This window comes from Pseudomonas sp. BNK-15 (genome assembly GCF_047456105.1).
Taxonomy (GTDB): Bacteria; Pseudomonadota; Gammaproteobacteria; order Pseudomonadales; family Pseudomonadaceae; genus Aquipseudomonas; species Aquipseudomonas putida_E.
The window spans coordinates 3,574,283-3,594,772 of record NZ_CP179898.1; the positions used below are offsets into that span (position 1 = coordinate 3,574,283).

The window sequence follows — 20,490 nt, forward strand, 5'->3', positions numbered from 1 at the left end:
CTTGCTCAGAAATCGGCGGGGGCCTCCAGCAGCATCTGCCGGAACTCCGGTAGCGGCAGCGGCCGGCTGTGCAGGTAACCCTGGTACAGGTGGCACCCCAGCCGCTCCAGAAATTCCAGTTGCTCTGTCAGCTCCACGCCTTCGGCGATCACCGCCAGGTCAAGGCTGCGCGCCATGGCGACGATGGCGCGGACAATCTCGGCGTCATTGGAGTCTTGCGGGGCGTCGCGCACGAAGGTCTGGTCGATCTTCAGCGCGTCCACCGGCAAGCGCTTGAGGTAGGTCAGCGAGGAATAGCCCGTACCGAAATCATCCATGGCGAAGCTCACCCCATAGCGTTTGAGCTCGCGCATCTTGCTGATGGTGTCTTCCAGGTTCTGGATCACGATGCCCTCGGTGATTTCCAGCTTGAGCATGTGCCGCGGCAGACGGTAGTCGTCCAGGCTGCGCAGCACCCGTTGGACGAAGTCGTTCTGGCGGAACTGCCGGGGGCTGATGTTCACGCACAGGCTGAAATCATCGGCATCGATCAACCCGTCTGCGAGCATGCGCGAACAAGCGTCGCAGGCTTCGTCGAGTATCCAGCTGCCAACTTCCAGGATCAGGCCGCTTTCCTCCAGCACCTGGATGAACTGAGCCGGCGGTTGCTGGCCCAATTGCGGGTGATGCCAGCGCAACAGTACCTCGGCCCCGACAATGCGGTTGTCGCGGGCATCCACCTGGGGCTGAAAGTGCAAGGCCAGCTCGCCCCGTGCCAGGGCCAGGCGCAGGTCGCTTTCCATGCGCAAGCGCTCGCTGGCGGCCTTCTGCATGGTGGTATGGAACAGCTGGGTGGTGTTGCGCCCTGAGTCCTTGGCGCGGTACAGGGCGATGTCGGCGCGTTTGAGCAGGTCGGCGGGGGTGGTGCCGTGGTCGGGGATCAGTGCCACGCCGATGCTCGGGGTTACCTGCAGACGCTGGCCGTCCAGCGACATGGGTTCGGCCAGCAGTTCGCGCAGGGTATCGGCCAGCTCCCGAACCTTGTTCTCCACCGCTTCGCGGCTGCCTTCCAGGCCACTGAGCAGTACCACGAATTCATCACCACCCAGGCGTGCCACCGTGTCTTCCAGGCGCACACTGGCTTCCAGGCGGGCGGTGATGATCTTCAGCACCGTGTCGCCCACCGGGTGGCCGAGGGAGTCGTTGATGTGCTTGAAATGGTCCAGGTCGAGGAACAGCAGGGCGCCGCGCAGGTTGTGCCGGCGCAGCAGGGCGATCTGTTGGCTCAGGCGGTCCATCAGCAAGGCGCGGTTGGGCAGGTTGGTCAGCGGGTCGTGGTAGGCCAGGTGGCGGATCTGTGCCTGGGCATTCTTCAACTGGCTGACATCGCGCGCAGTGAGTAACAGGCAATCGGCCTCGTTGAGGCTGATCGGCTCAACCGATACTTCTACAGTGAGAATGTCGCCACGCTTGTTGCGCCCGAGCATCTCCCGGTGGTGTACCCGGCCACGCTCCTTCAGCTCCACCAGCAACGCGTTGCGCTGCTTGTCGTCGGCCCAGATACCCAGCTCGTAGACGCTGCGGCCGATCACTTCGGCGGTGCTGTAGCCGGTCAGCCGGCAGAAGCCATCGTTGACTTCCACATAGCGACCGCTGTGGCGCTCGGTGATGGTGATGGCGTCCGGGCTGGAGTGAAATGCCTTGGCGAACTTCTCTTCACTGGACTTGAGCGCCGCTTCGGCCCGTTGCTGCTGGGTTATATCGCGCAGGGTCGTGACGCTGCAGGGCTGGTTGTCGACGCTGACCAGCCGGCTGGAAATCACACAGGTCAGTGGTGAGCCGTTGCGGTGGTTGACCACCACGGCGACATTGCTCAGGGCCTGTTCGCGGATAACCCGTTCGATGCGGTGGGCGCGTTCGATCGACTCGGCCCACAGGCCGATCTGTTCGGCGGTGCGGCCGATCACCTGTTCGGCGCTCCAGCCAAAGGTCTGGGTGAAGGCCGGGTTGATCTCGATGAACTGGCCAGTGTCCTGGCGGGTTACGCAGATCGGGTCTGGGCTGACCTGGAAAAGGCTGGCGAACTTCTCTTCCGAGGCGCTAAGGCGCAGTTCGCGCTCGACCTGCTCGGTGATGTCCAGAAGGGTGCCAGCCATGCGCAACGGGTTGCCGTGCTCGTCGCGGTACAGGCGAGCGCGGCTTTCGATGTAGCGTGAAGCGCCGTTTTCCAGTTGCACCCGGTAGGTTATCTGGTAGTTGCCTTCTGGGCCTTCGCGCAGGCTGCGGTAAGCCTGGCGCATGCCATCGCGTTCGTCCTGGGGCACGCCTTCGAAAAATGCGTCGAACGATTCGTGAAAGGGTATCGGGTCCAGCCCGTGCAATTGTGCGGCACGGGCCGAGCCATAGAGCATGCCGCTGGGTATGTGCCAGTCCCAGGTGCCCAGTTGCGCCGAGTCCAGGGCCAGGTCAAGGCGTTCCTGGCTATCCTTGAGCGCTTGCTCGGCGCGTTTGCGCTCGGACGTGTCGACGAAGGTGCTGAGCAGGAACGTCACCCCTTCCAGTTCGATGCCCTGGGCGCACAGGATGCCATCGTGGATCTTGCCGCTGCTGGCGCGCAACTGCACTTCCAAGATGGCCGGGCCGCCGCTGGCACGGGTCGCATCCAGTACCAGGTGGCGCTGCTCCGGGGTTGCCCAGAGGCCCAGCTCCAGGGTGGTCTTGCCGATCACTTGGTCACCCGGCCAGCCGAACATGTCTTCGAAATGCTGGTTGACTTCAAAAATCATGCCGTCGTGGTGGCGGGTGAGCAGAATTGCGTTGGGGCTCAGGTGGAACAGGGTGGCAAAGCGTTTCTCCGAGTTGATCAGGGCGGTTTCCCGCTCGCGCTGGCGGGTTATCTCGCGGATTACCCCGATCATCTGAGGCCGGCCCTGGCGATCATGGGTCAGGCTGCCGTTGATTTCCAGCCAGTGCAGGCTGCCATCCGGCCAGCGGATGCGATGGCGCATGGCTTTCTCGGCCGGTTCACCGTTGACCACTGCCTGGAACAGTTGGCGTGTGCGGGCGCGATCTTCTTCCGGCAACAGGTCCAGGTAGTCGATGTCGTTGGGCAAGGGGCGCTGCGGATCGAAACCGAACAGTGCCTGGGTGCCGCGCGACCAGCTGACCCGGCCACTGTCGATGTCCCACAGCCAGGCGCCCAGGCGGGCACCATTGAGCGCAGCCAGCAATTGCGGAGCGTTCTGCCAGGCCAGTTCCGACTCCTGGGGGTCGGCCGCAGGGATGCGCGGCAGGCGCGGAAAGCGGTTTGCTGATTTGGGCATGGATACCAGACCTTTGGCGTTTGACGCGTCCCTGGTTGGAAGTGCAGGGCTGACGACCGGTCAGGCGGCCCCTGCGTGACTGTCGAGCAGGGCCATGAAGGCCCGGGCGGCGTTCGATAGCGTTCGCTCGGTATGCAGTATGTAGCCTAGCTGGCGTGACAGCTGTATGCCGGGCAAAGCGATGGGTGCAACCTGCTCGTCGAGCATGGTGCGCGGTAGCACGCTCCAGGCCAGGCCGATCGAGACCATCATCTTGATGGTTTCCAGGTAGTTGGTGCTCATGGCGATGTTCGGGGCCAGGCCCTGGCTTTCGAACAGGCGCTGGACGATGTGGTGGGTGAAGGTATTGCCGCCGGGGAATACCGCCGGATGGCGGGCAACGTCAGCCAGGCTGACCTGGGTATTGCTGGCCAGCGGGTGCTCGGGGGCGGCGACGAAATCCAGCGCGTCGTCCCAGACGGGCATGGCCTTGATCAGGTGATGGGGCTCTGGTGCCAGGGTGATGACCGCTATCTCGGCGCGGCCATGCAGAACCTCGTCATAGGCCGTCTCTGAATCGAGGAACTGGATATCCAGCGCAACGGCCGGGTACTGGCGAGTGAATGCTCGCAGCAGCGGGGGCAGGCGGTGCAGGCCAATGTGATGGCTGGTGGCGAGGGTCAGGCGACCACTCACCTGCCCGGTCAGGTTGGTCAGCGCACGTCGGGTATCATCGAGGACGTTGAGGATCTGATAGGCGCGCGGCAGCAGGGCGCGGCCGGCTTCGGTCAAGGTCACCTCGCGGCCCAAACGATCGAACAGGCGCACGTCCAGCTGTTGCTCCAGCCCGGCAATGCGCTTGCTGATGGCCGGTTGGGTCAGGTGCAGGCGTTCGCCGGCACCGGAAAAGCTGCCGGTCTCGGCAATGGCAATGAAGGCGCTGAGGTTGGCCAGGTCCATGGTTCGGATTCCTGATGGTTATGCAAAGCATGAAAATTATGAATTTGAGTTATTCAATCTATCGCCATAGCATCGTCCGTACAAGCCAAGGGGTCTTTGGCATAGAAAGACGCTGATGAGGAACAGTCTGATGGCTGGCAAAACGCTCTACGACAAACTCTGGGAAGCCCATGAGGTCAAGCGCCGTGATGACGGCTCGTCCTTGATCTACATCGACCGCCATATCATTCACGAAGTGACCTCGCCCCAGGCCTTTGAAGGCCTGCGCCTGGCCAACCGCAAGCCGTGGCGCATCGATGCCAACATCGCCACCCCGGACCACAACGTGCCGACCACCCCGGAACGCAAGGGCGGGATCGAGGCCATCGTCGACCAGGTGTCGCGCCTGCAGGTGCAGACCCTCGATGAGAACTGTGACGAATACGGCATCGTCGAATTCAAGATGAATGACGTGCGCCAGGGCATCGTCCATGTCATCAGCCCCGAGCAGGGCGCCACCTTGCCCGGCATGACCGTGGTCTGTGGCGACTCGCACACTTCCACCCACGGCGCCTTCGGGGCCTTGGCCCATGGTATCGGCACCTCCGAGGTCGAGCATGTGCTCGCCACCCAGTGCCTGGTCGCCAAAAAGATGAAGAACATGCTGGTGCGCGTCGAGGGCACATTGCCTGCCGGCGTGACGGCCAAGGACATCGTGCTTGCCGTGATCGGCAAGATCGGTACCGCCGGTGGCAACGGCCACGCCATGGAATTTGCTGGCAGCGCCATCCGCGCCCTGTCCATGGAAGGCCGCATGACCATTTGCAACATGTCGATCGAGGCCGGTGCACGGGTTGGCCTGGTTGCGACCGATGCCACCACCATTGCCTACGTCGAAGGCCGCCCTTATGCGCCCAAAGGCGAGCAGTGGGAGCGTGCGGTCGAGGCGTGGAAAGACCTGGTATCCGATGACGATGCGGTATTCGACACCGTGGTCGAGCTCGATGCAGCGCAAATCAAGCCGCAGGTCAGCTGGGGCACGTCGCCCGAGATGGTCCTGGCCGTCGACCAGCGTGTGCCGGACCCTGCCGCCGAAGCCGATCTGGTCAAGCGTGGCTCGATCGAGCGCGCCCTCAAGTACATGGGCCTGAGCGCCAACCAGGCGATCACCGATATCCAACTGGACCGCGTGTTCATTGGCTCCTGCACCAACTCGCGGATCGAAGACCTGCGCGCCGCAGCCGAAATCGCCAAAGGCCGCAAGGTCGCTGCCACCGTCAAACAGGCCATCGTCGTGCCGGGTTCGGGCCTGGTCAAGGCCCAGGCCGAGCGTGAAGGCCTGGACAAGATCTTCCTCGAGGCTGGTTTCGAATGGCGTGAGCCAGGCTGCTCGATGTGCCTGGCGATGAACCCGGACCGCCTGGAAAGCGGCGAGCATTGCGCGTCCACGTCCAACCGCAACTTCGAAGGCCGTCAGGGCGCCGGTGGCCGTACCCATCTGGTCAGCCCGGCCATGGCTGCCGCTGCGGCGGTGACTGGCCACTTCATCGATGTTCGCGAGTTGATCCAAGGGAGCGCAGCATGAAAGCCTTTACCCAGCACACCGGCCTCGTCGCGCCGTTGGACCGTGCCAACGTCGACACCGATCAGATCATTCCCAAGCAGTTCCTCAAGTCGATCAAGCGTACCGGCTTCGGCCCCAACCTGTTCGACGAGTGGCGTTACCTGGACGTCGGCCAGCCTTACCAGGACAACAGCAAGCGCCCGCTGAACAAAGAGTTCGTGCTCAACCACGAGCGCTACCAGGGTGCCAGTGTGTTGCTGGCGCGGGAGAACTTCGGCTGCGGTTCGAGCCGTGAGCACGCCCCTTGGGCGCTGGACGAATACGGCTTCCGCAGCGTGATCGCGCCGAGCTTCGCCGACATCTTCTTCAACAACAGCTTCAAGAACGGCTTGTTGCCGATCATTCTGAGCGATGAGGAAGTCGACGAGCTGTTCAAGCAGGTCGAAGCCAACCCTGGCTACCAGTTGACCATCGACCTGCATGCACAGGCGGTGACTCGTCCGGATGGCAAGGTGCTGCACTTTGAGATCGACGCGTTCCGCAAGCACTGCCTGCTCAATGGCCTGGACGATATCGGCCTGACCTTGCAGGACGGCGAGGCGATCAAGGCGTTTGAAGGCAAACACCGCACCGCACAGCCTTGGCTGTTCCGTGATGCCTGAATGATGTAATCGGGTTTGCTGGCCTCATCGCCGGCAAGCCGGCCCCCACATCGACCCCGCACTGTGCAGTCGCGGTGGGAGCCGGCTTGCCGGCGATAGCGGCCGTAGAGACAACCCAAAATCAAAAGGAATGCGCCCATGACCAGCACCACCCACACCGATGTGGTCCAACGCCAGTTCGGCGAACAGGCCAGTGCCTACCTCAGCAGCGCCGTGCACGCCCAGGGCAGTGAGTTCGCCCTGCTGCAAGCCGAGCTGGCGGGGCAGGGTGCGGCTCGCGTGCTGGACCTGGGCTGTGGTGCCGGTCATGTCAGCTTCCACGTAGCGCCTCTGGTGGCAGAGGTGGTCGCCTACGACCTGTCGCAGTCGATGCTTGACGTGGTTGCCAGCGCCGCCGCCGAGCGCGGCCTGGGCAATATCACCACCGAGCATGGTGCCGCCGAACGCCTGCCGTTCGCCGATGCCTCGTTCGATTACGTCTTCAGCCGCTACTCGGCGCACCACTGGAGCGACCTGGGTGTGGCGTTGCGCGAAGTGCGTCGGGTGTTGAAGCCGGGCGGGGTGGCAGCCTTCATTGACGTGATGTCGCCGGGCAGCCCGTTGCTCGATACCTATTTGCAAACGGTTGAAGTGCTGCGCGACACCAGCCACGTACGCGATTATTCTGCCGCCCAGTGGCAGCGCCAGGTCAGCGAAGCTGGCCTGCATGCCCGCAGCCACACCCGTCAGCGCCTGCGCCTGGAGTGGGCCTCGTGGGTCGAGCGCATGCGCACGCCCGAGCCGCTGCGCGTGGCCATACGCCAGTTGCAGCAAGCCATGGGCGAGGAAGTGCGGCAGTATTACCAGATTGAGGCAGACGGCTCGTTCAGCACCGACGTGATCGTGTTGTGGGCAGAGCGCTGAGTTTTTTACGGTGCGGCCGGGCTGGCCGCACCGCTTGAATGGATAGAGGAAAGCATGAGCAAGCAGATTCTGATTCTCCCAGGTGATGGCATTGGTCCGGAAATCATGGCCGAGGCGGTCAAGGTGCTGGCGCTGGCCAACGACAAGTTCCAGCTCGGCTTGAGCCTCGAGCACGACGTGATCGGCGGTGCTGCCATCGACAAGCACGGCGTGCCGCTGGCCGACGAGACCCTGGAACGTGCGCGCCAGGCCGATGCCGTTCTGTTGGGCGCTGTGGGCGGGCCGAAGTGGGACAAGATCGAGCGGGACATCCGCCCTGAGCGCGGCCTGCTGAAAATCCGCTCGCAGCTGGGCCTGTTCGCCAACCTGCGCCCGGCCATCCTCTACCCGCAACTGGCCGATGCCTCGTCGCTCAAGCCGGAAATCGTCTCGGGCCTGGACATCCTCATCGTCCGTGAGCTGACCGGCGGCATCTACTTCGGTGCCCCGCGTGGCCAGCGTGAACTCGAAGGCGGCGAGCGTCAGGCCTACGACACCCTCCCGTACAGCGAGAGCGAAGTGCGCCGTATCGCCCGCGTCGGCTTCGACATGGCCCGCGTGCGTGGCAAGAAGCTGTGCTCGGTGGACAAGGCCAACGTCCTGGCCTCCAGCCAACTGTGGCGTGAAGTGGTCGAGGACGTGGCCAAGGACTACCCGGACGTAGAACTGAGCCACATGTATGTAGACAACGCCGCCATGCAACTGGTGCGCGCGCCCAAGCAGTTCGACGTGATGGTGACCGACAACATGTTCGGTGACATCCTGTCGGATGAAGCTTCCATGCTGACCGGTTCGATCGGCATGCTGCCTTCGGCGTCGCTCGATGCCAACAACAAGGGCATGTACGAGCCTTGCCACGGCTCGGCGCCGGACATCGCCGGCCAAGGCATTGCCAACCCGCTGGCGACCATTCTGTCGGTGTCGATGATGCTGCGTTACAGCTTCAACCAGCAGGCCGCAGCCGAGGCCATCGAGCAGGCGGTAAGCCAGGTCCTGGACCAGGGCCTGCGTACCGGTGACATCTGGTCGGCCGGTTGCAGCAAGGTAGGTACGCAGGAAATGGGCGACGCAGTAGTCGCAGCGCTGCGGAATCTGTAATCTCTCTGGCCCGCCACCGTTTTTGGTCGGTGGCGGCCCACTTTTAGCAAAGGTGTAGTTGCGATGAAACGTGTAGGTCTGATCGGTTGGCGCGGCATGGTCGGTTCCGTGCTCATGCAGCGGATGCTGGAGGAGCAGGATTTCGACCTTATCGAGCCGGTGTTCTTCACTACCTCCAATGTCGGTGGCCAGGGCCCGAACGTGGGCAAGGATATTGCTCCGCTCGAGGACGCTTATTCGATTGAAGAACTCAAGACCCTCGACGTGATCCTGACCTGTCAGGGCGGCGACTACACCAACGAGGTCTTCCCCAAGCTGCGTGAAGCCGGCTGGCAGGGGTACTGGATCGATGCTGCCTCGTCGCTGCGCATGCAGGACGATGCGGTGATCGTGCTCGACCCGGTCAACCGCAAGGTGATCGACCAGCAGCTCGATGCCGGCACCAAGAACTACATCGGCGGCAACTGCACCGTCAGCCTGATGCTGATGGGCCTTGGCGGCCTGTTCGAAGCGGGCCTGGTCGAGTGGATGAGCGCCATGACCTACCAGGCGGCGTCCGGTGCCGGTGCGCAGAACATGCGTGAGCTGATCAAGCAGATGGGTGCTACCCACGCGGCAGTTGCCGATGACCTGGCCAACCCGGCCAGCGCCATCCTCGACATCGACCGCAAGGTGGCCGAGGCCATGCGCAGCGAGGCCTACCCGGCCGAGAACTTCGGCGTGCCCCTGGCGGGCAGCCTGATCCCATGGATCGACAAGGAGCTGCCGAACGGCCAGAGCCGTGAAGAGTGGAAGGCCCAGGCCGAAACCAACAAGATCCTCGGCCGCTTCAAGAGCCCGATCCCGGTCGATGGCATCTGCGTGCGCATCGGCGCCATGCGCTGCCACAGCCAGGCACTGACCATCAAGCTGAACAAGGACGTGCCGCTGGCCGATATCGAAGGCATGATCAGCCAGCACAACCCGTGGGTGAAGCTGGTGCCGAACCAGCGCGAGATCAGCATGCAGGAGCTGACCCCGACCAACGTCACCGGTACCCTGAACATTCCGGTGGGCCGTTTGCGCAAGCTGAACATGGGCTCGCAGTATCTGGGCGCGTTCACCGTCGGCGATCAGCTGCTGTGGGGTGCTGCCGAGCCGCTGCGCCGCATGCTGCGGATTCTGCTCGAGCGTTGATCGTTCTGCGTTGAACAGAAAACCCGCGCTGGTGACAGCGCGGGTTTTTTTATGGTGCGCGCCCCACAGGGCCAGCACAGACAAAACGGTACAATCCGAGTAAAGTGCCGCCCCCCGCCGTTACAGCAAAAGGATCCTCTCCATGACCCAACCCCTGGACATCGCCGTCGTCGGCGCCACCGGTAGCGTCGGTGAAACCTTGGTACAGATTCTCGAAGAACTGCACTTCCCGGTCGGCACGCTGCACCTGCTGGCCAGCATGGAGTCGGCGGGCAGCAGCGTGATGTTCGCCGGCAAGAAGGTCAAAGTGCGTGAAGTCGACAGTTTCGATTTCACCCAGGTCAAACTGGCCTTCTTCGCCGCCAGCCCGGCCGTCAGCCGTAGCTTTGCCAGCAAGGCCCGTGAGGCCGGCTGCACGGTCATTGACCTGTCTGGCGGCCTGGATGACGCCCTGGCGGTCGTGCCTGAGGCCAACGCCGAGCGCATCGCCGGCCTGGCGTTGCCGGCGTGCATCGCCAGCCCCAGTGCTGCAGCCGTGGCCTTGGCCGTCGCGCTGGCGCCACTGAAGGGGCTGTTGGAGATCGAGCGTGTGCAGGTCATGGCCGCGCTCGCGGTGTCTGCCCAGGGCCGGGAGGCTGTCAACGAACTGGCCCGGCAGACTGCCGAGTTGCTCAACGCCCGCCCGCTGGAGCCGCGTTTCTTCGATCGCCAGGTGGCGTTCAACCTGCTGGCCCAGGTCGGTGCGGCAGACGAACAGGGCCACACCGCGCTCGAACGCCGCCTGGTTGATGAGCTGCCGGTGCTGTTGGGGCAGCCGGAACTGAAGATTTCCGTGACCTGCGTTCAAGTCCCGGTGTTTTTTGGCGATAGCTTCAGTGTGGCGGTACAGAGCCGTAATCCGGTGGATCTTGTTGCGGTCAATGCCGCGCTGGAGGGTGCCGACAGTGTCGAGCTGGTCGAGCGGGATGATTATCCGACCCCGGTAGGGGACGCAGTAGGGCAAGACGTGGTCTATGTTGGTCGTGTACGCCATGGTGTTGACGAAGACCAGCAGCTCAACCTGTGGCTGACCACCGACAACCTGCGCAAGGGCGCTGCGCTCAACGCCGTGCAGGTGGCGCAATTGTTGATTAAACACATAGCGTAAAAGATACTGGCGAGCACTTTTGTCCCGCACCGCATGCGGTTTCGGGACGATTCATACAAGGGATGAGGTCATGCTTCGAATTCGCAAACTGGTTCTGGCCATGGCGGCAGCGTCGGCGCTGTCATCTGGCATGGCGAATGCCCTGGGGTTGGGTGAGCTGACGCTCAAGTCGGCGCAGAACCAGCCGCTGGACGCCGAGATCGAATTGCTCGATGTGCGCGACCTCACCGCTGCCGAAGTGGCACCAAGCCTGGCGCCGCCGGAAGAGTTCAGCAAGGCCGGGGTGGAGTATCCGGGCTACCTTGAGGACCTGAGCTTTACCCCGGTGATCAACCCCAATGGCAAGAGCGTGCTGCGGGTAACCTCCAGTCAGCCGCTGCCGGGCTCGGTGGTCAAGTTTCTGGTCCAGGTGATGTGGCCCCAGGGCCGCCTGCTGCGTGACTACAGTGTGCTGCTCGACCAGGCCAAGGCCCAGGGCGAGCAGCCTGCCGCGGCCAATGTCACCCCGGCGACCAGCAGCGCCGGCAGCTACACCACCAAACGCCGCGATACCCTCTGGCAGATTGCTGCGCGCAATACCCAAAGCGGTGGCTCGGTGCAGCAGACCATGATCGCCATTCAAGCGCTGAACCCGGATGCCTTTATCGGCAACAATATCAACCAGTTGAAGGTTGGCCAGGTGTTGCGCCTGCCCGATCGTCAGCAGGTCCAGAGCATCCCCCAGGCCGAGGCCAATCGCGAAGTGGCCGAACAGTACGCCGCCTGGCGTGAGGGCCGGCGCCTCGGCCCCCGCGCCAGGCAGTTGGACGCCACCCGTCGCGGCGCTGCCGATGCGGCGCCCGAGCGTATCGCCCGGGGCGACAACCTGCGCCTGGTCAGCCCAGGCAACCAGCCTGGCGCTGGCGATGCCAAGGCGCTCAACGACAAGCTGGCCGTGGCCCAGGAGAGCCTGGACACCAGCCGTCGTGACAATGAAGAACTCAAGAGCCGGATGAGCGACCTGCAGAGCCAGCTGGACAAGCTGCAGCGCCTGATTCAGCTCAAGAACGACCAGCTGGCACGCCTGGAGGCACAGGGTGCTGCCGGGGAGCCGGCATCGGCCGCCGCCTTGCCTGGTGAATCGGCCCCGGCGCAGCCTGCAGGCAACGCCCAGGTACCGCCCGCCGAGCCCGTCGTGGCACCGGCGCCGGCTGCCGTCGACACCGCGCCTGGCTCTGCCCCGGCTGGCGAGGATGCCCCAGCCGCCCAGCAGCCGGGCGCGCTGGATGAGATGCTGGGGAATCCGTTGGTGCTGGGCCTGATCGCAGGTTCCGCATTCCTCGTGCTGCTGTTGCTGCTGTTGCTGCTGGCGCGCCGACGCAAAGCCCAGCAGGAGGCCGAAAAGCACCTGCGTATGGCGCGGGCACTGGCCGAGGAGGGCGAGCGTAACCCCGACCTCGACCTGCCTTCGAGCAGCTTCGATGAGCTGGAAGTGTCGGCGCCTGGCGTAACCCTGTCGCCGGCGGTGGTAGCGGCTTCGGCTGCTGCAGCCGTTGCGGCGGAAAAACCCGTAGCCCCAGCCCCCGTTGCCGCGCCATCACCGGCACAGGACCCGAATGCCGAGCTGTTGGCTGAGGTCGAGCAGAGCCTGGCCAGCGGCCGTCTGAACCATGCGGCCGACCTGTTGGAGACGGCCGTCGCTGCGCAACCGGAGCATGATGGCCTGCGGTTGAAGCTGATGGAGGTTTATGCGCGCCAGGGTGACCACAGCGCATTCGTGGAGCAGGAGCGCAAGCTGCCGGGCAGCGAAGAAAATATCGCGCAGGTCAGTCAGCTCAAGGAGCATTACCCGGCCATGCTCGGCATCGCCGCAGCGGGGCTGGGGGCTGCGGCGCTGGCTGCCGAACTGGATGAGCAGTATGTGCAGGATCTGTTGCAGGATGAGGCGCAGCCGCCGGCAGAGGTCGATGCCGAGCCTGAGCCTGACGCTGTTGCTGAGCCTGAGCCTGAGCCTGAACCGCAAGCCGAGGCCGAGGCCGATGCTCAAGCGCCTGCCCTTGATGACAATGGTCTGGACAGTGCCTTCGACCTTGACCTGGGTGACGATCTGCCCCTGAACGACCTTGAACCGCCGATGCTCGATGAAGCGGCGTTGACGGATCTGCAGGTAAATGACGAGCCGCTCGCCGCCGCTGATCCTGCCGTGCAGGAAGCAGATGCCGATGCCGACTTCGAAGCCTTGCTGGCGCAGGCTCAGGCCGAACCGCAGAGCGTCGATGATCTGGCGGACTTCGACCTGGACATGGGTGAGCCGAGCGTTGCCGAACCGGTCGAGGAAGAGCCGGTCGACGTTGCTGCCGAACTGGCCGCTTTCGATTCCATCCCTGAGTTCGACCCGATTTCCGAGCTGGAGCTGCCGGAAGACTTCGACCTGTCGCTGTCGCTGGATGACCAGTCACCGGCTGCCAAGAGCTTTGCTTCGGAGCTGAGCGACGTCAACGCCGAACTGGACAAGCTCTCGCAGAATCTCGAGTCGCCGTCGCTGGCGCCGCACTTCACCGCTGCAGATGCTGCCCAGGAGCCGGAACCTTTGGACGACCTGGACTTCGATTTCTTCTCCGGCAGCGACGAAGTGGCCACCAAGCTCGATCTGGCACGTGCCTATATCGACATGGGCGACCATCAGGGTGCGCGTGACATCCTCGATGAAGTGGTCAAGGATGGCGACGACACCCAGCGTCAGGAAGCCGAAGACATGCTGTCCCGGCTGGTCTGAAGGCCTCACCTGCAGCGTAAAACCAACGGCAGCCCAACAAGGCTGCCGTTGTCGTTATAATCCCCGGCACTTCGTATTGCCCCACAGGTTTCACGCTCTTGGACATCATCGACACCGCTGCCACCGAATCGGCCGCCGAAGGCTTCACCCGCATTGCCCTGGGCGTGGAATACAAGGGTTCGCGCTACCGCGGCTGGCAACGCCAGGCCAGCGGTGTGCCCAGTGTCCAGCAGGCACTGGAGCAAGCCCTGTCGAAAGTGGCCAACGAGCCCATCACGGTGGTCTGCGCCGGGCGTACCGACGCCGGTGTGCATGGGTGTGGGCAGATCGTGCATTTCGATACCCGCGCCAATCGCGACGAACGCGCCTGGACCCTGGGCAGCAACTTCAACCTGCCCCATGACATCAGTGTGGTCTGGTCGCGGCCGATGCCTGCGGATTTCCATGCGCGCTTCAAGGCCACCGCCCGGCGCTACCGTTATGTCATCTACAACGACCCGATCCGCCCGGCACACTTGGCCGAGGAAGTGACCTGGAATCACCGGCCGCTTGATGTAGAACGCATGGCCGATGCTGCGCAGTTCCTGCTGGGTACCCACGACTTCAGTGCCTTTCGCGCCAGCCAGTGCCAGGCCAAGTCGCCGATCAAGCATATCCATCACCTGCGGGTCACCCGTCACGGGCAGATGATCGTGCTGGATGTGCGGGCCACCGCTTTCCTGCACCATATGGTGCGCAACATTGCCGGCGTGCTGATGACCATTGGTGCAGGTGAGCGCCCTGCGGGCTGGGCCCGTGAAGTGCTGGAAGGGCGCAACCGGCGCGAAGGCGGTGTGACGGCCCATCCGTACGGCCTGTACCTGGTGCAGGTAGAGTACCCGGAGGAATTCCAGCTGCCACAGCGTTACATTGGCCCACACTTTCTGACCGGCTACGAGGCGTTGGCCGACTGACGGGCGAAAACGCTTTTGCTACCATCGGGCCTTTCAGTGTTTTCTCAGGGTTTGCAGTCCATGAGCAATGTTCGCAGCAAGATCTGCGGGATTACCCGCATAGAAGACGCGCTGGCCGCCGCCGAGGCGGGGGCCGATGCCATCGGCTTCGTTTTCTATGCCAAAAGCCCGCGCGCCGTCGACGTGCGCCAGGCGCAGGCGATCATGGCCGAGTTGCCACCCTTCGTGACTACGGTCGGCCTGTTCGTCAACGCCTCGCGCTGCGAACTCAACGAGATCCTCGAGGCTGTGCCGCTGGACCTGCTACAGTTCCACGGCGACGAAACCCCGGCTGACTGCGAAGGCTACCACCGCCCCTGGATCAAGGCGCTGCGAGTGCGCCCGGGTGATGACCTGGAGGCTGCCTGCCGGCACTATGCCGGTGCGCGTGGCATCCTGCTCGACACCTATGTTGCCGGCGTACCCGGTGGTACTGGCGAGGCGTTCGACTGGTCGCTGGTGCCTTCACGGCTGAGCAAGCCGATCATTCTCGCCGGAGGCTTGTCGGCCGGCAATGTCGGCCAGGCCATCGCCCAGGTACGGCCGTATGCGGTGGATGTCAGTGGTGGTGTGGAGCAGGCCAAGGGCATAAAGGACGCGGCGAAGATCGAAGCGTTCATGCGCGCGGTGAAACAGGCGTGATGCCAGATGTGACGGCTGGCTGCGCGCCATCGTCCATAGCTATCGCAGCCCTGCGGGGCGGCTGCCGGCATGCCGGTTGGCCAAAGAATACGTTGAAGACGGTGCGGTACGCAGGCAGCCCCTGTGGCCGGTTCGTCATCGTTTGACAGAAGAATTTGAGCTCAAAGGGCAGGGCATGGCCGGCCAGACTGGTCCCCGCCCGCCAATACTGGAGAAATAAAGCATGAGCAACTGGTTAGTCGACAAACTGATCCCTTCGATCATGCGTTCCGAGGTGAAGAAGAGCTCGGTGCCAGAAGGCCTGTGGCACAAGTGCCCAGCCTGTGAGGCCGTGCTGTATCGTCCGGAGCTGGAAAAGACCCTGGATGTCTGCCCCAAGTGCAACCACCACATGCGTATTGGCGCACGCCAGCGCATCGACATCTTCCTCGATGTTGAAGGCCGTGCCGAGCTGGGTGCCGAGCTGGAGCCGGTCGACCGCCTGAAATTCCGCGATGGCAAAAAGTACAAGGACCGCCTGGTCGGTGCCCAGAAGCAGACCGGCGAGAAGGACGCCCTGATCTCCATGAGCGGTACCCTGATGGGCATGCCGATCGTGGTTAGTGCCTTCGAATTTTCCTTCATGGGTGGTTCCATGGGCGCCGTCGTCGGTGAGCGTTTTGTCCGCGCCGCCAACCATGCCCTGGAAAACCGCTGCCCGATGATCTGCTTCTCGGCCTCCGGTGGTGCGCGCATGCAGGAAGCGCTGATCTCGCTGATGCAAATGGCCAAGACCTCGGCCGTGCTGGCCCGCCTGCGCGAAGAGGGTATTCCGTTCATCTCCGTATTGACCGATCCGGTCTACGGCGGTGTTTCCGCCAGTCTGGCGATGCTCGGCGATGTCATTGTCGGTGAGCCGAAGGCGCTGATCGGCTTTGCCGGCCCGCGCGTGATCGAGCAGACCGTGCGCGAAAAGCTGCCTGAGGGCTTCCAGCGCAGCGAGTTCCTGCTGGAGCACGGCGCCATCGACCTGATCATCTCGCGTGGCGAGCTGCGTCCACGCCTGGCGCGTCTGCTGGCGCAGATGACCGGCCAGGAAACTCCCGAGCAGGCACGCGAGGCCGCTGCGGTCGCCTGATGAAAGACAGAACCCTGGGCGAATGGCTCGCCTACCTCGAGCAGTTGCACCCCTCGGCCATCGACATGGGGCTGGAGCGTTCGCAAAAGGTGCTTGCACGATTGGCCCTGGGCAAGCTGGCGCCCCGCGTGGTGACCGTCACCGGCACCAACGGCAAAGGCTCGACCTGTGCCTTCGTGGCGTCGATGCTGCGTGCCCAGGGGCTCAAGGTTGGCGTGTACAGCTCGCCACACCTGTTGCGTTACAACGAACGGGTGCTGATCGATGGCCAGGAGGCCAGTGATGAGCGCCTGTGCGAAGCCTTTGCGGCCGTCGAGGCGGCGCGAGGCGAGATTTCCCTTACCTATTTCGAGATGGGCACCCTGGCGGCATTCTGGCTGTTCTACCAGTCCGGGCTGGATGCCGTGGTGCTTGAAGTAGGCCTGGGTGGTCGTCTGGATACCGTGAACGTCGTCGATGCCGACCTGGCCCTGGTGACCAGTATCGGCGTCGACCATGTCGATTACCTGGGCGATACCCGCGAGTTGGTAGCCTTCGAGAAGGCTGGCATCTTCCGCCCGGGCAAGCCGGCATTGTGCGGTGACCTGGATCCCCCTCGGCCATTGTTGGACAAGGCGCGTGAACTGGCGGCGCCGTTGTTCCTGCGGGGGCGTGACTTCGATCTGACCAGTGCCGATAGTACCTGGCACTGGCGCGGGACAGCAGCAGATGGCGCGGTGGTGGAGCTGTCAGGCCTGCCGCTGCTCGACCTGCCGATGGAGAACGCCACCCTGGCCCTGCAGGCTTATTTGCTGATGGGGCTGCCTTGGGATGCCGGGCAAATTCGTCAGGCGCTGCTCGATACCCGTATCACCGGGCGGCTGGACCGTCGCACGTTCAGTTGGCAAGGCAAGCGCGTGGAGCTGTTGCTGGATGTGGGGCATAACCCCCATGCAGCAGAATACCTGGCGCGTCGCCTGTCAGCGCGACCGCTCAAGGGCCGGCGCCTGGCAGTCTTCGGCCTGCTGGCGGACAAGGACCTGGCAGGCGTCCTGGCGCCGTTGCAGGGCCTGGTCGACGACTGGGCGGTGGCGCCTTTGCAGTCACCGCGCAGCCGTCCGGCCGCCGAACTCGTCGGCGCCTTGACGAACCTCGGCGCGTCGGTGAAGTCTTATTCCAGCGTCGGCGCCGCTCTTGATGGGCAATGCGCTCAGGCGACGGCGGATGACCAGATCCTGCTGTTCGGTTCGTTTTTCTGTGTTGCCGAGGCCCTGGAATGGCTGGGGCAGCAGGCCCTGGAGGGGTGAGTAGATGGCAGTGCTGGATAAAGGGATGAAACAGCGCATGGTGGGTGCGTTGGTGCTGGTGGCGCTGGCGGTGATTTTCTTGCCGATGCTGTTCACCCGCGAGGACGAAATGCGCCAGGTGCGCGTCGAGGCCCCGCAGGCTCCAGCGATGCCGAGCTTGCCTGAAGTCAAGGTAGAGCCGGTTGCAGTGCCCGAGCCGCAACCGCTGCCGCAAGAGCCGCAGCAGGCACCTGTGGTGGTCAATGAGTCCTCGGCCCCGGTGGCCACGCCGAGCCAGCCGATCACGCCTTCGCCGCAAACCCAGGCTCAAGTTCAGCCCAAGCCGCAGGCGCCTGCTCCGGCATCCAAGGCCCAGGTGCAGCCGGCCGCTACGCCTGCGCCAGCAGCAAGCGCTACCGCACCGTCGAAAATCGACGTCAACGGCTTGCCGGTGAGCTGGTCGATCCAGCTGGCCAGCCTGTCCAATCGCGCCGGAGCCGAGAACCTGCAGAAAACCCTGCGCAGCCAGGGTTACAATGCCTACATTCGTTCGGCCGGTGGCATGAATCGGGTGTATGTGGGTCCGCTGATCGAGCGTGCCGAGGCTGAGCGCCTGCGTGATGCAATCAATCGGCAGCAGAAGCTGAAGGGCTTTGTGATCCGTTTCCAGCCAGAACGCGGTTGATTTCAGGGGGCTGCCCTGCAGCCCATCTGCGGGCTGGCCAATCGGCCTGACATTCCGCTTACTCCCGGCCCTTTGCTCTGGTAAAATGCGCCGCCTCAAACGTCTGCAGGCAGCACCGTGGCATTTACCTGGGTTGATTGGGCGATCATCGCGATCATCGCCGTTTCCACACTGATCAGTCTCAAGCGCGGCTTCGTCAAGGAAGCCTTGTCCCTGCTCATCTGGATCATTGCCGGTGCAGTCGCCTGGATGTTCGGTGGGTCGCTCTCGGTGTATCTTGAAAGCTACATCCAGACCCCATCGATGCGCATCATCGCTGGCTGCGCCATTCTTTTCGTCGCCACCCTGCTGGTGGGCGCGATGGTCAATTTCCTGGTCGGTGAGCTGATCCGCGTGACCGGGCTGTCCGGTACCGATCGTTTTCTCGGCATGGCCTTCGGCGCGGCGCGCGGAGCCTTGCTGGTGGTGGTCGCCATCGGCCTGCTCAGCCTGGGGCCGGTGCAGCAGGATACCTGGTGGCAGGAATCTCGCCTGATACCACAGTTTCTATTGGTCGCTGACTGGTCGAAGAACCTGATCCTGGGTTTCACCAGCCAGTGGATGTCCAGTGGGGTGATCAGCACTCCGGCTGATCTCCCGTTCAAGGAACAGTTGCTCGGGCCTGCAAAGCCTTGAGCGCTATTCACTCAAGTTTCATCAAAGTAGGGGTTGCGTCGCATGTGTGGCATCGTCGGTATCGTCGGTAAGTCGAACGTCAATCAGGCGCTGTATGACGCGCTTACGGTCCTCCAGCACCGCGGCCAGGACGCTGCAGGTATCGTGACCAGCCACGACGGCCGGTTGTTCCTGCGCAAGGATAATGGCCTGGTGCGCGATGTCTTCCAGCAGCGCCACATGCAGCGCCTGGTAGGCCATATGGGTATCGGCCACGTCCGTTACCCGACTGCGGGCAGCTCGACCTCGGCCGAAGCCCAGCCGTTCTATGTCAACTCGCCGTACGGCATCACCCTGGCGCACAACGGCAACCTGACCAACGTCGAGCAGTTGGCCAAGGAGATCTACGAGTCCGACCTGCGCCACGTCAACACCAACTCCGACTCGGAAGTGCTGCTGAACGTGTTCGCCCATGAGCTGGCGGTGCGTGGCAAGCTGCAGCCCACCGAAGAAGACGTGTTCGCCGCCGTATCCCACGTGCACAGCCGCTGCGTTGGCGGTTACGCGGTGGTGGCGATGGTTACCGGCTACGGCATTGTCGGCTTCCGTGACCCCAACGGCATTCGCCCGGTGGTGTTCGGCCAGCGTCATACCGACGAAGGCGTTGAATACATGATCGCCTCGGAAAGCGTTGCCCTGGACGTGCTCGGCTTCACCCTGATCCGCGACCTGGCGCCCGGCGAAGCGGTGTACATCACCGAAGAAGGCCAGCTGTACACCAAGCAGTGCGCTCAAAGCCCGAAACTGCAACCGTGCATCTTCGAGCACGTCTACCTGGCCCGTCCGGACTCGATCATGGATGGCGTTTCGGTATACAAGGCGCGCTTGCGCATGGGCGAGAAGCTGGCCGAGAAGATCCAGCGCGAGCGCCCGGACCACGACATCGATGTGGTCATCCCGATCCCTGACACCAGCCGCACCGCCGCCCTGGAGCTGGCCAACCACCTGGGCGTCAAGTTCCGCGAAGGCTTCGTGAAAAACCGCTACATTGGCCGTACCTTCATCATGCCCGGCCAGGCTGCACGCAAGAAATCGGTGCGCCAGAAGCTCAACGCCATCGAGCTGGAATTCCGCGGCAAGAACGTGATGCTGGTCGACGACTCGATCGTACGCGGCACCACCTGCAAGCAGATCATCCAGATGGCCCGCGAAGCCGGCGCGAAAAACGTCTACTTCTGTTCCGCGGCCCCTGCAGTGCGTTACCCCAACGTCTACGGCATCGACATGCCGAGCGCTCACGAACTGATCGCCCACAACCGCACCACCGATCAGGTGGCCGAGTTGATCGGCGCCGACTGGCTGGTCTATCAGGACCTGCCGGACCTGATCGAATCGGTCGGTGGCGGCAAGATCAAGATCGAGCACTTCGATTGCGCGGTGTTCAACGGTGAATACGTCACTGGCGACATCGACGAGGCCTACCTCGACCGCATCGAGCAGGCTCGCAATGACCTGGCCAAGGTGAAGAACCAGGCGGTCAGCGCGATCATCGACCTCTACAACAACTGATT

16 protein-coding genes are annotated in these 20,490 nt (G+C 63.5%); 14 read left to right on the forward strand and 2 right to left on the reverse strand.

Annotation, left to right across the window (positions count from 1 at the left end):
- Positions 1 to 5: 5 nt before the first annotated feature.
- Complete coding sequence (locus tag ACMGF5_RS16380) at positions 6 to 3,302, reverse strand: PAS domain S-box protein (RefSeq protein ID WP_115275631.1); 3,297 nt, start codon at positions 3,300 to 3,302, stop codon at positions 6 to 8.
- Positions 3,303 to 3,362: 60 nt separating this feature from the next.
- Positions 3,363 to 4,241, reverse strand: a complete 879-nt coding sequence (locus ACMGF5_RS16385) for a LysR family transcriptional regulator (protein ID WP_414156970.1) — start codon at positions 4,239 to 4,241, stop codon at positions 3,363 to 3,365.
- A 130-nt stretch (positions 4,242 to 4,371) separates the two neighbouring features.
- Between ACMGF5_RS16385 and leuC the strand changes: the two genes are divergently transcribed.
- The 14 genes from leuC (at position 4,372) to purF (ending at position 20,488) form a co-directional block, all read left to right on the forward strand.
- Entirely contained in the window at positions 4,372 to 5,805 is a 1,434-nt protein-coding gene (gene leuC / locus ACMGF5_RS16390) for a 3-isopropylmalate dehydratase large subunit (protein ID WP_046786538.1), read from the forward strand.
- Positions 5,802 to 6,446 (forward strand): 3-isopropylmalate dehydratase small subunit, encoded by a 645-nt coding sequence (leuD, locus tag ACMGF5_RS16395; RefSeq protein ID WP_414156971.1) that lies wholly within the window; start codon positions 5,802 to 5,804, stop codon positions 6,444 to 6,446. The genes leuC and leuD overlap by 4 nt, the downstream gene beginning before the upstream one ends.
- Positions 6,447 to 6,584: 138 nt before the next feature.
- A complete protein-coding gene (locus ACMGF5_RS16400; protein ID WP_125924773.1) occupies positions 6,585 to 7,349 on the forward strand; it encodes a class I SAM-dependent methyltransferase in 765 nt (254 codons plus the stop codon).
- A 54-nt stretch (positions 7,350 to 7,403) separates the two neighbouring features.
- The gene (gene leuB, locus ACMGF5_RS16405; protein ID WP_115275634.1) at positions 7,404 to 8,486 is read left to right on the forward strand and encodes a 3-isopropylmalate dehydrogenase; all 1,083 of its coding nucleotides are present in this window, start codon (positions 7,404 to 7,406) and stop codon (positions 8,484 to 8,486) included.
- A gap of 63 nt (positions 8,487 to 8,549) precedes the next feature.
- Positions 8,550 to 9,662: an aspartate-semialdehyde dehydrogenase gene (gene asd / locus ACMGF5_RS16410; RefSeq protein WP_414156972.1), complete on the forward strand. Its 1,113-nt coding sequence runs from the start codon at positions 8,550 to 8,552 to the stop codon at positions 9,660 to 9,662.
- 142 nt (positions 9,663 to 9,804) lie between these two features.
- The gene (locus ACMGF5_RS16415; RefSeq protein ID WP_115275635.1) at positions 9,805 to 10,809 is read left to right on the forward strand and encodes an aspartate-semialdehyde dehydrogenase; all 1,005 of its coding nucleotides are present in this window, start codon (positions 9,805 to 9,807) and stop codon (positions 10,807 to 10,809) included.
- Positions 10,810 to 10,879: 70 nt separating this feature from the next.
- Entirely contained in the window at positions 10,880 to 13,564 is a 2,685-nt protein-coding gene (locus ACMGF5_RS16420) for a FimV/HubP family polar landmark protein (RefSeq protein ID WP_414156973.1), read from the forward strand.
- Positions 13,565 to 13,662: 98 nt separating this feature from the next.
- A complete protein-coding gene (truA, locus tag ACMGF5_RS16425; protein ID WP_046786531.1) occupies positions 13,663 to 14,517 on the forward strand; it encodes a tRNA pseudouridine(38-40) synthase TruA in 855 nt (284 codons plus the stop codon).
- Between the two features lie 60 nt (positions 14,518 to 14,577).
- The gene (locus ACMGF5_RS16430) at positions 14,578 to 15,198 is read left to right on the forward strand and encodes a phosphoribosylanthranilate isomerase (protein ID WP_174141813.1); all 621 of its coding nucleotides are present in this window, start codon (positions 14,578 to 14,580) and stop codon (positions 15,196 to 15,198) included.
- A gap of 223 nt (positions 15,199 to 15,421) precedes the next feature.
- A complete protein-coding gene (gene accD, locus ACMGF5_RS16435) occupies positions 15,422 to 16,315 on the forward strand; it encodes an acetyl-CoA carboxylase, carboxyltransferase subunit beta (protein WP_119688535.1) in 894 nt (297 codons plus the stop codon).
- Positions 16,315 to 17,601: a bifunctional tetrahydrofolate synthase/dihydrofolate synthase gene (gene folC, locus ACMGF5_RS16440; protein ID WP_174141812.1), complete on the forward strand. Its 1,287-nt coding sequence runs from the start codon at positions 16,315 to 16,317 to the stop codon at positions 17,599 to 17,601. Before accD ends, folC begins: the two co-directional genes overlap by 1 nt.
- Before the next feature lie 4 nt (positions 17,602 to 17,605).
- On the forward strand, positions 17,606 to 18,265 hold the full coding sequence (locus tag ACMGF5_RS16445) for an SPOR domain-containing protein (RefSeq protein ID WP_115275640.1): 660 nt from the start codon (positions 17,606 to 17,608) through the stop codon (positions 18,263 to 18,265).
- A 117-nt stretch (positions 18,266 to 18,382) separates the two neighbouring features.
- Positions 18,383 to 18,940 (forward strand): CvpA family protein, encoded by a 558-nt coding sequence (locus ACMGF5_RS16450; RefSeq protein WP_012313468.1) that lies wholly within the window; start codon positions 18,383 to 18,385, stop codon positions 18,938 to 18,940.
- A 42-nt stretch (positions 18,941 to 18,982) separates the two neighbouring features.
- Complete coding sequence (gene purF / locus ACMGF5_RS16455) at positions 18,983 to 20,488, forward strand: amidophosphoribosyltransferase (protein ID WP_046786528.1); 1,506 nt, start codon at positions 18,983 to 18,985, stop codon at positions 20,486 to 20,488.
- Positions 20,489 to 20,490: the final 2 nt, after the last annotated feature.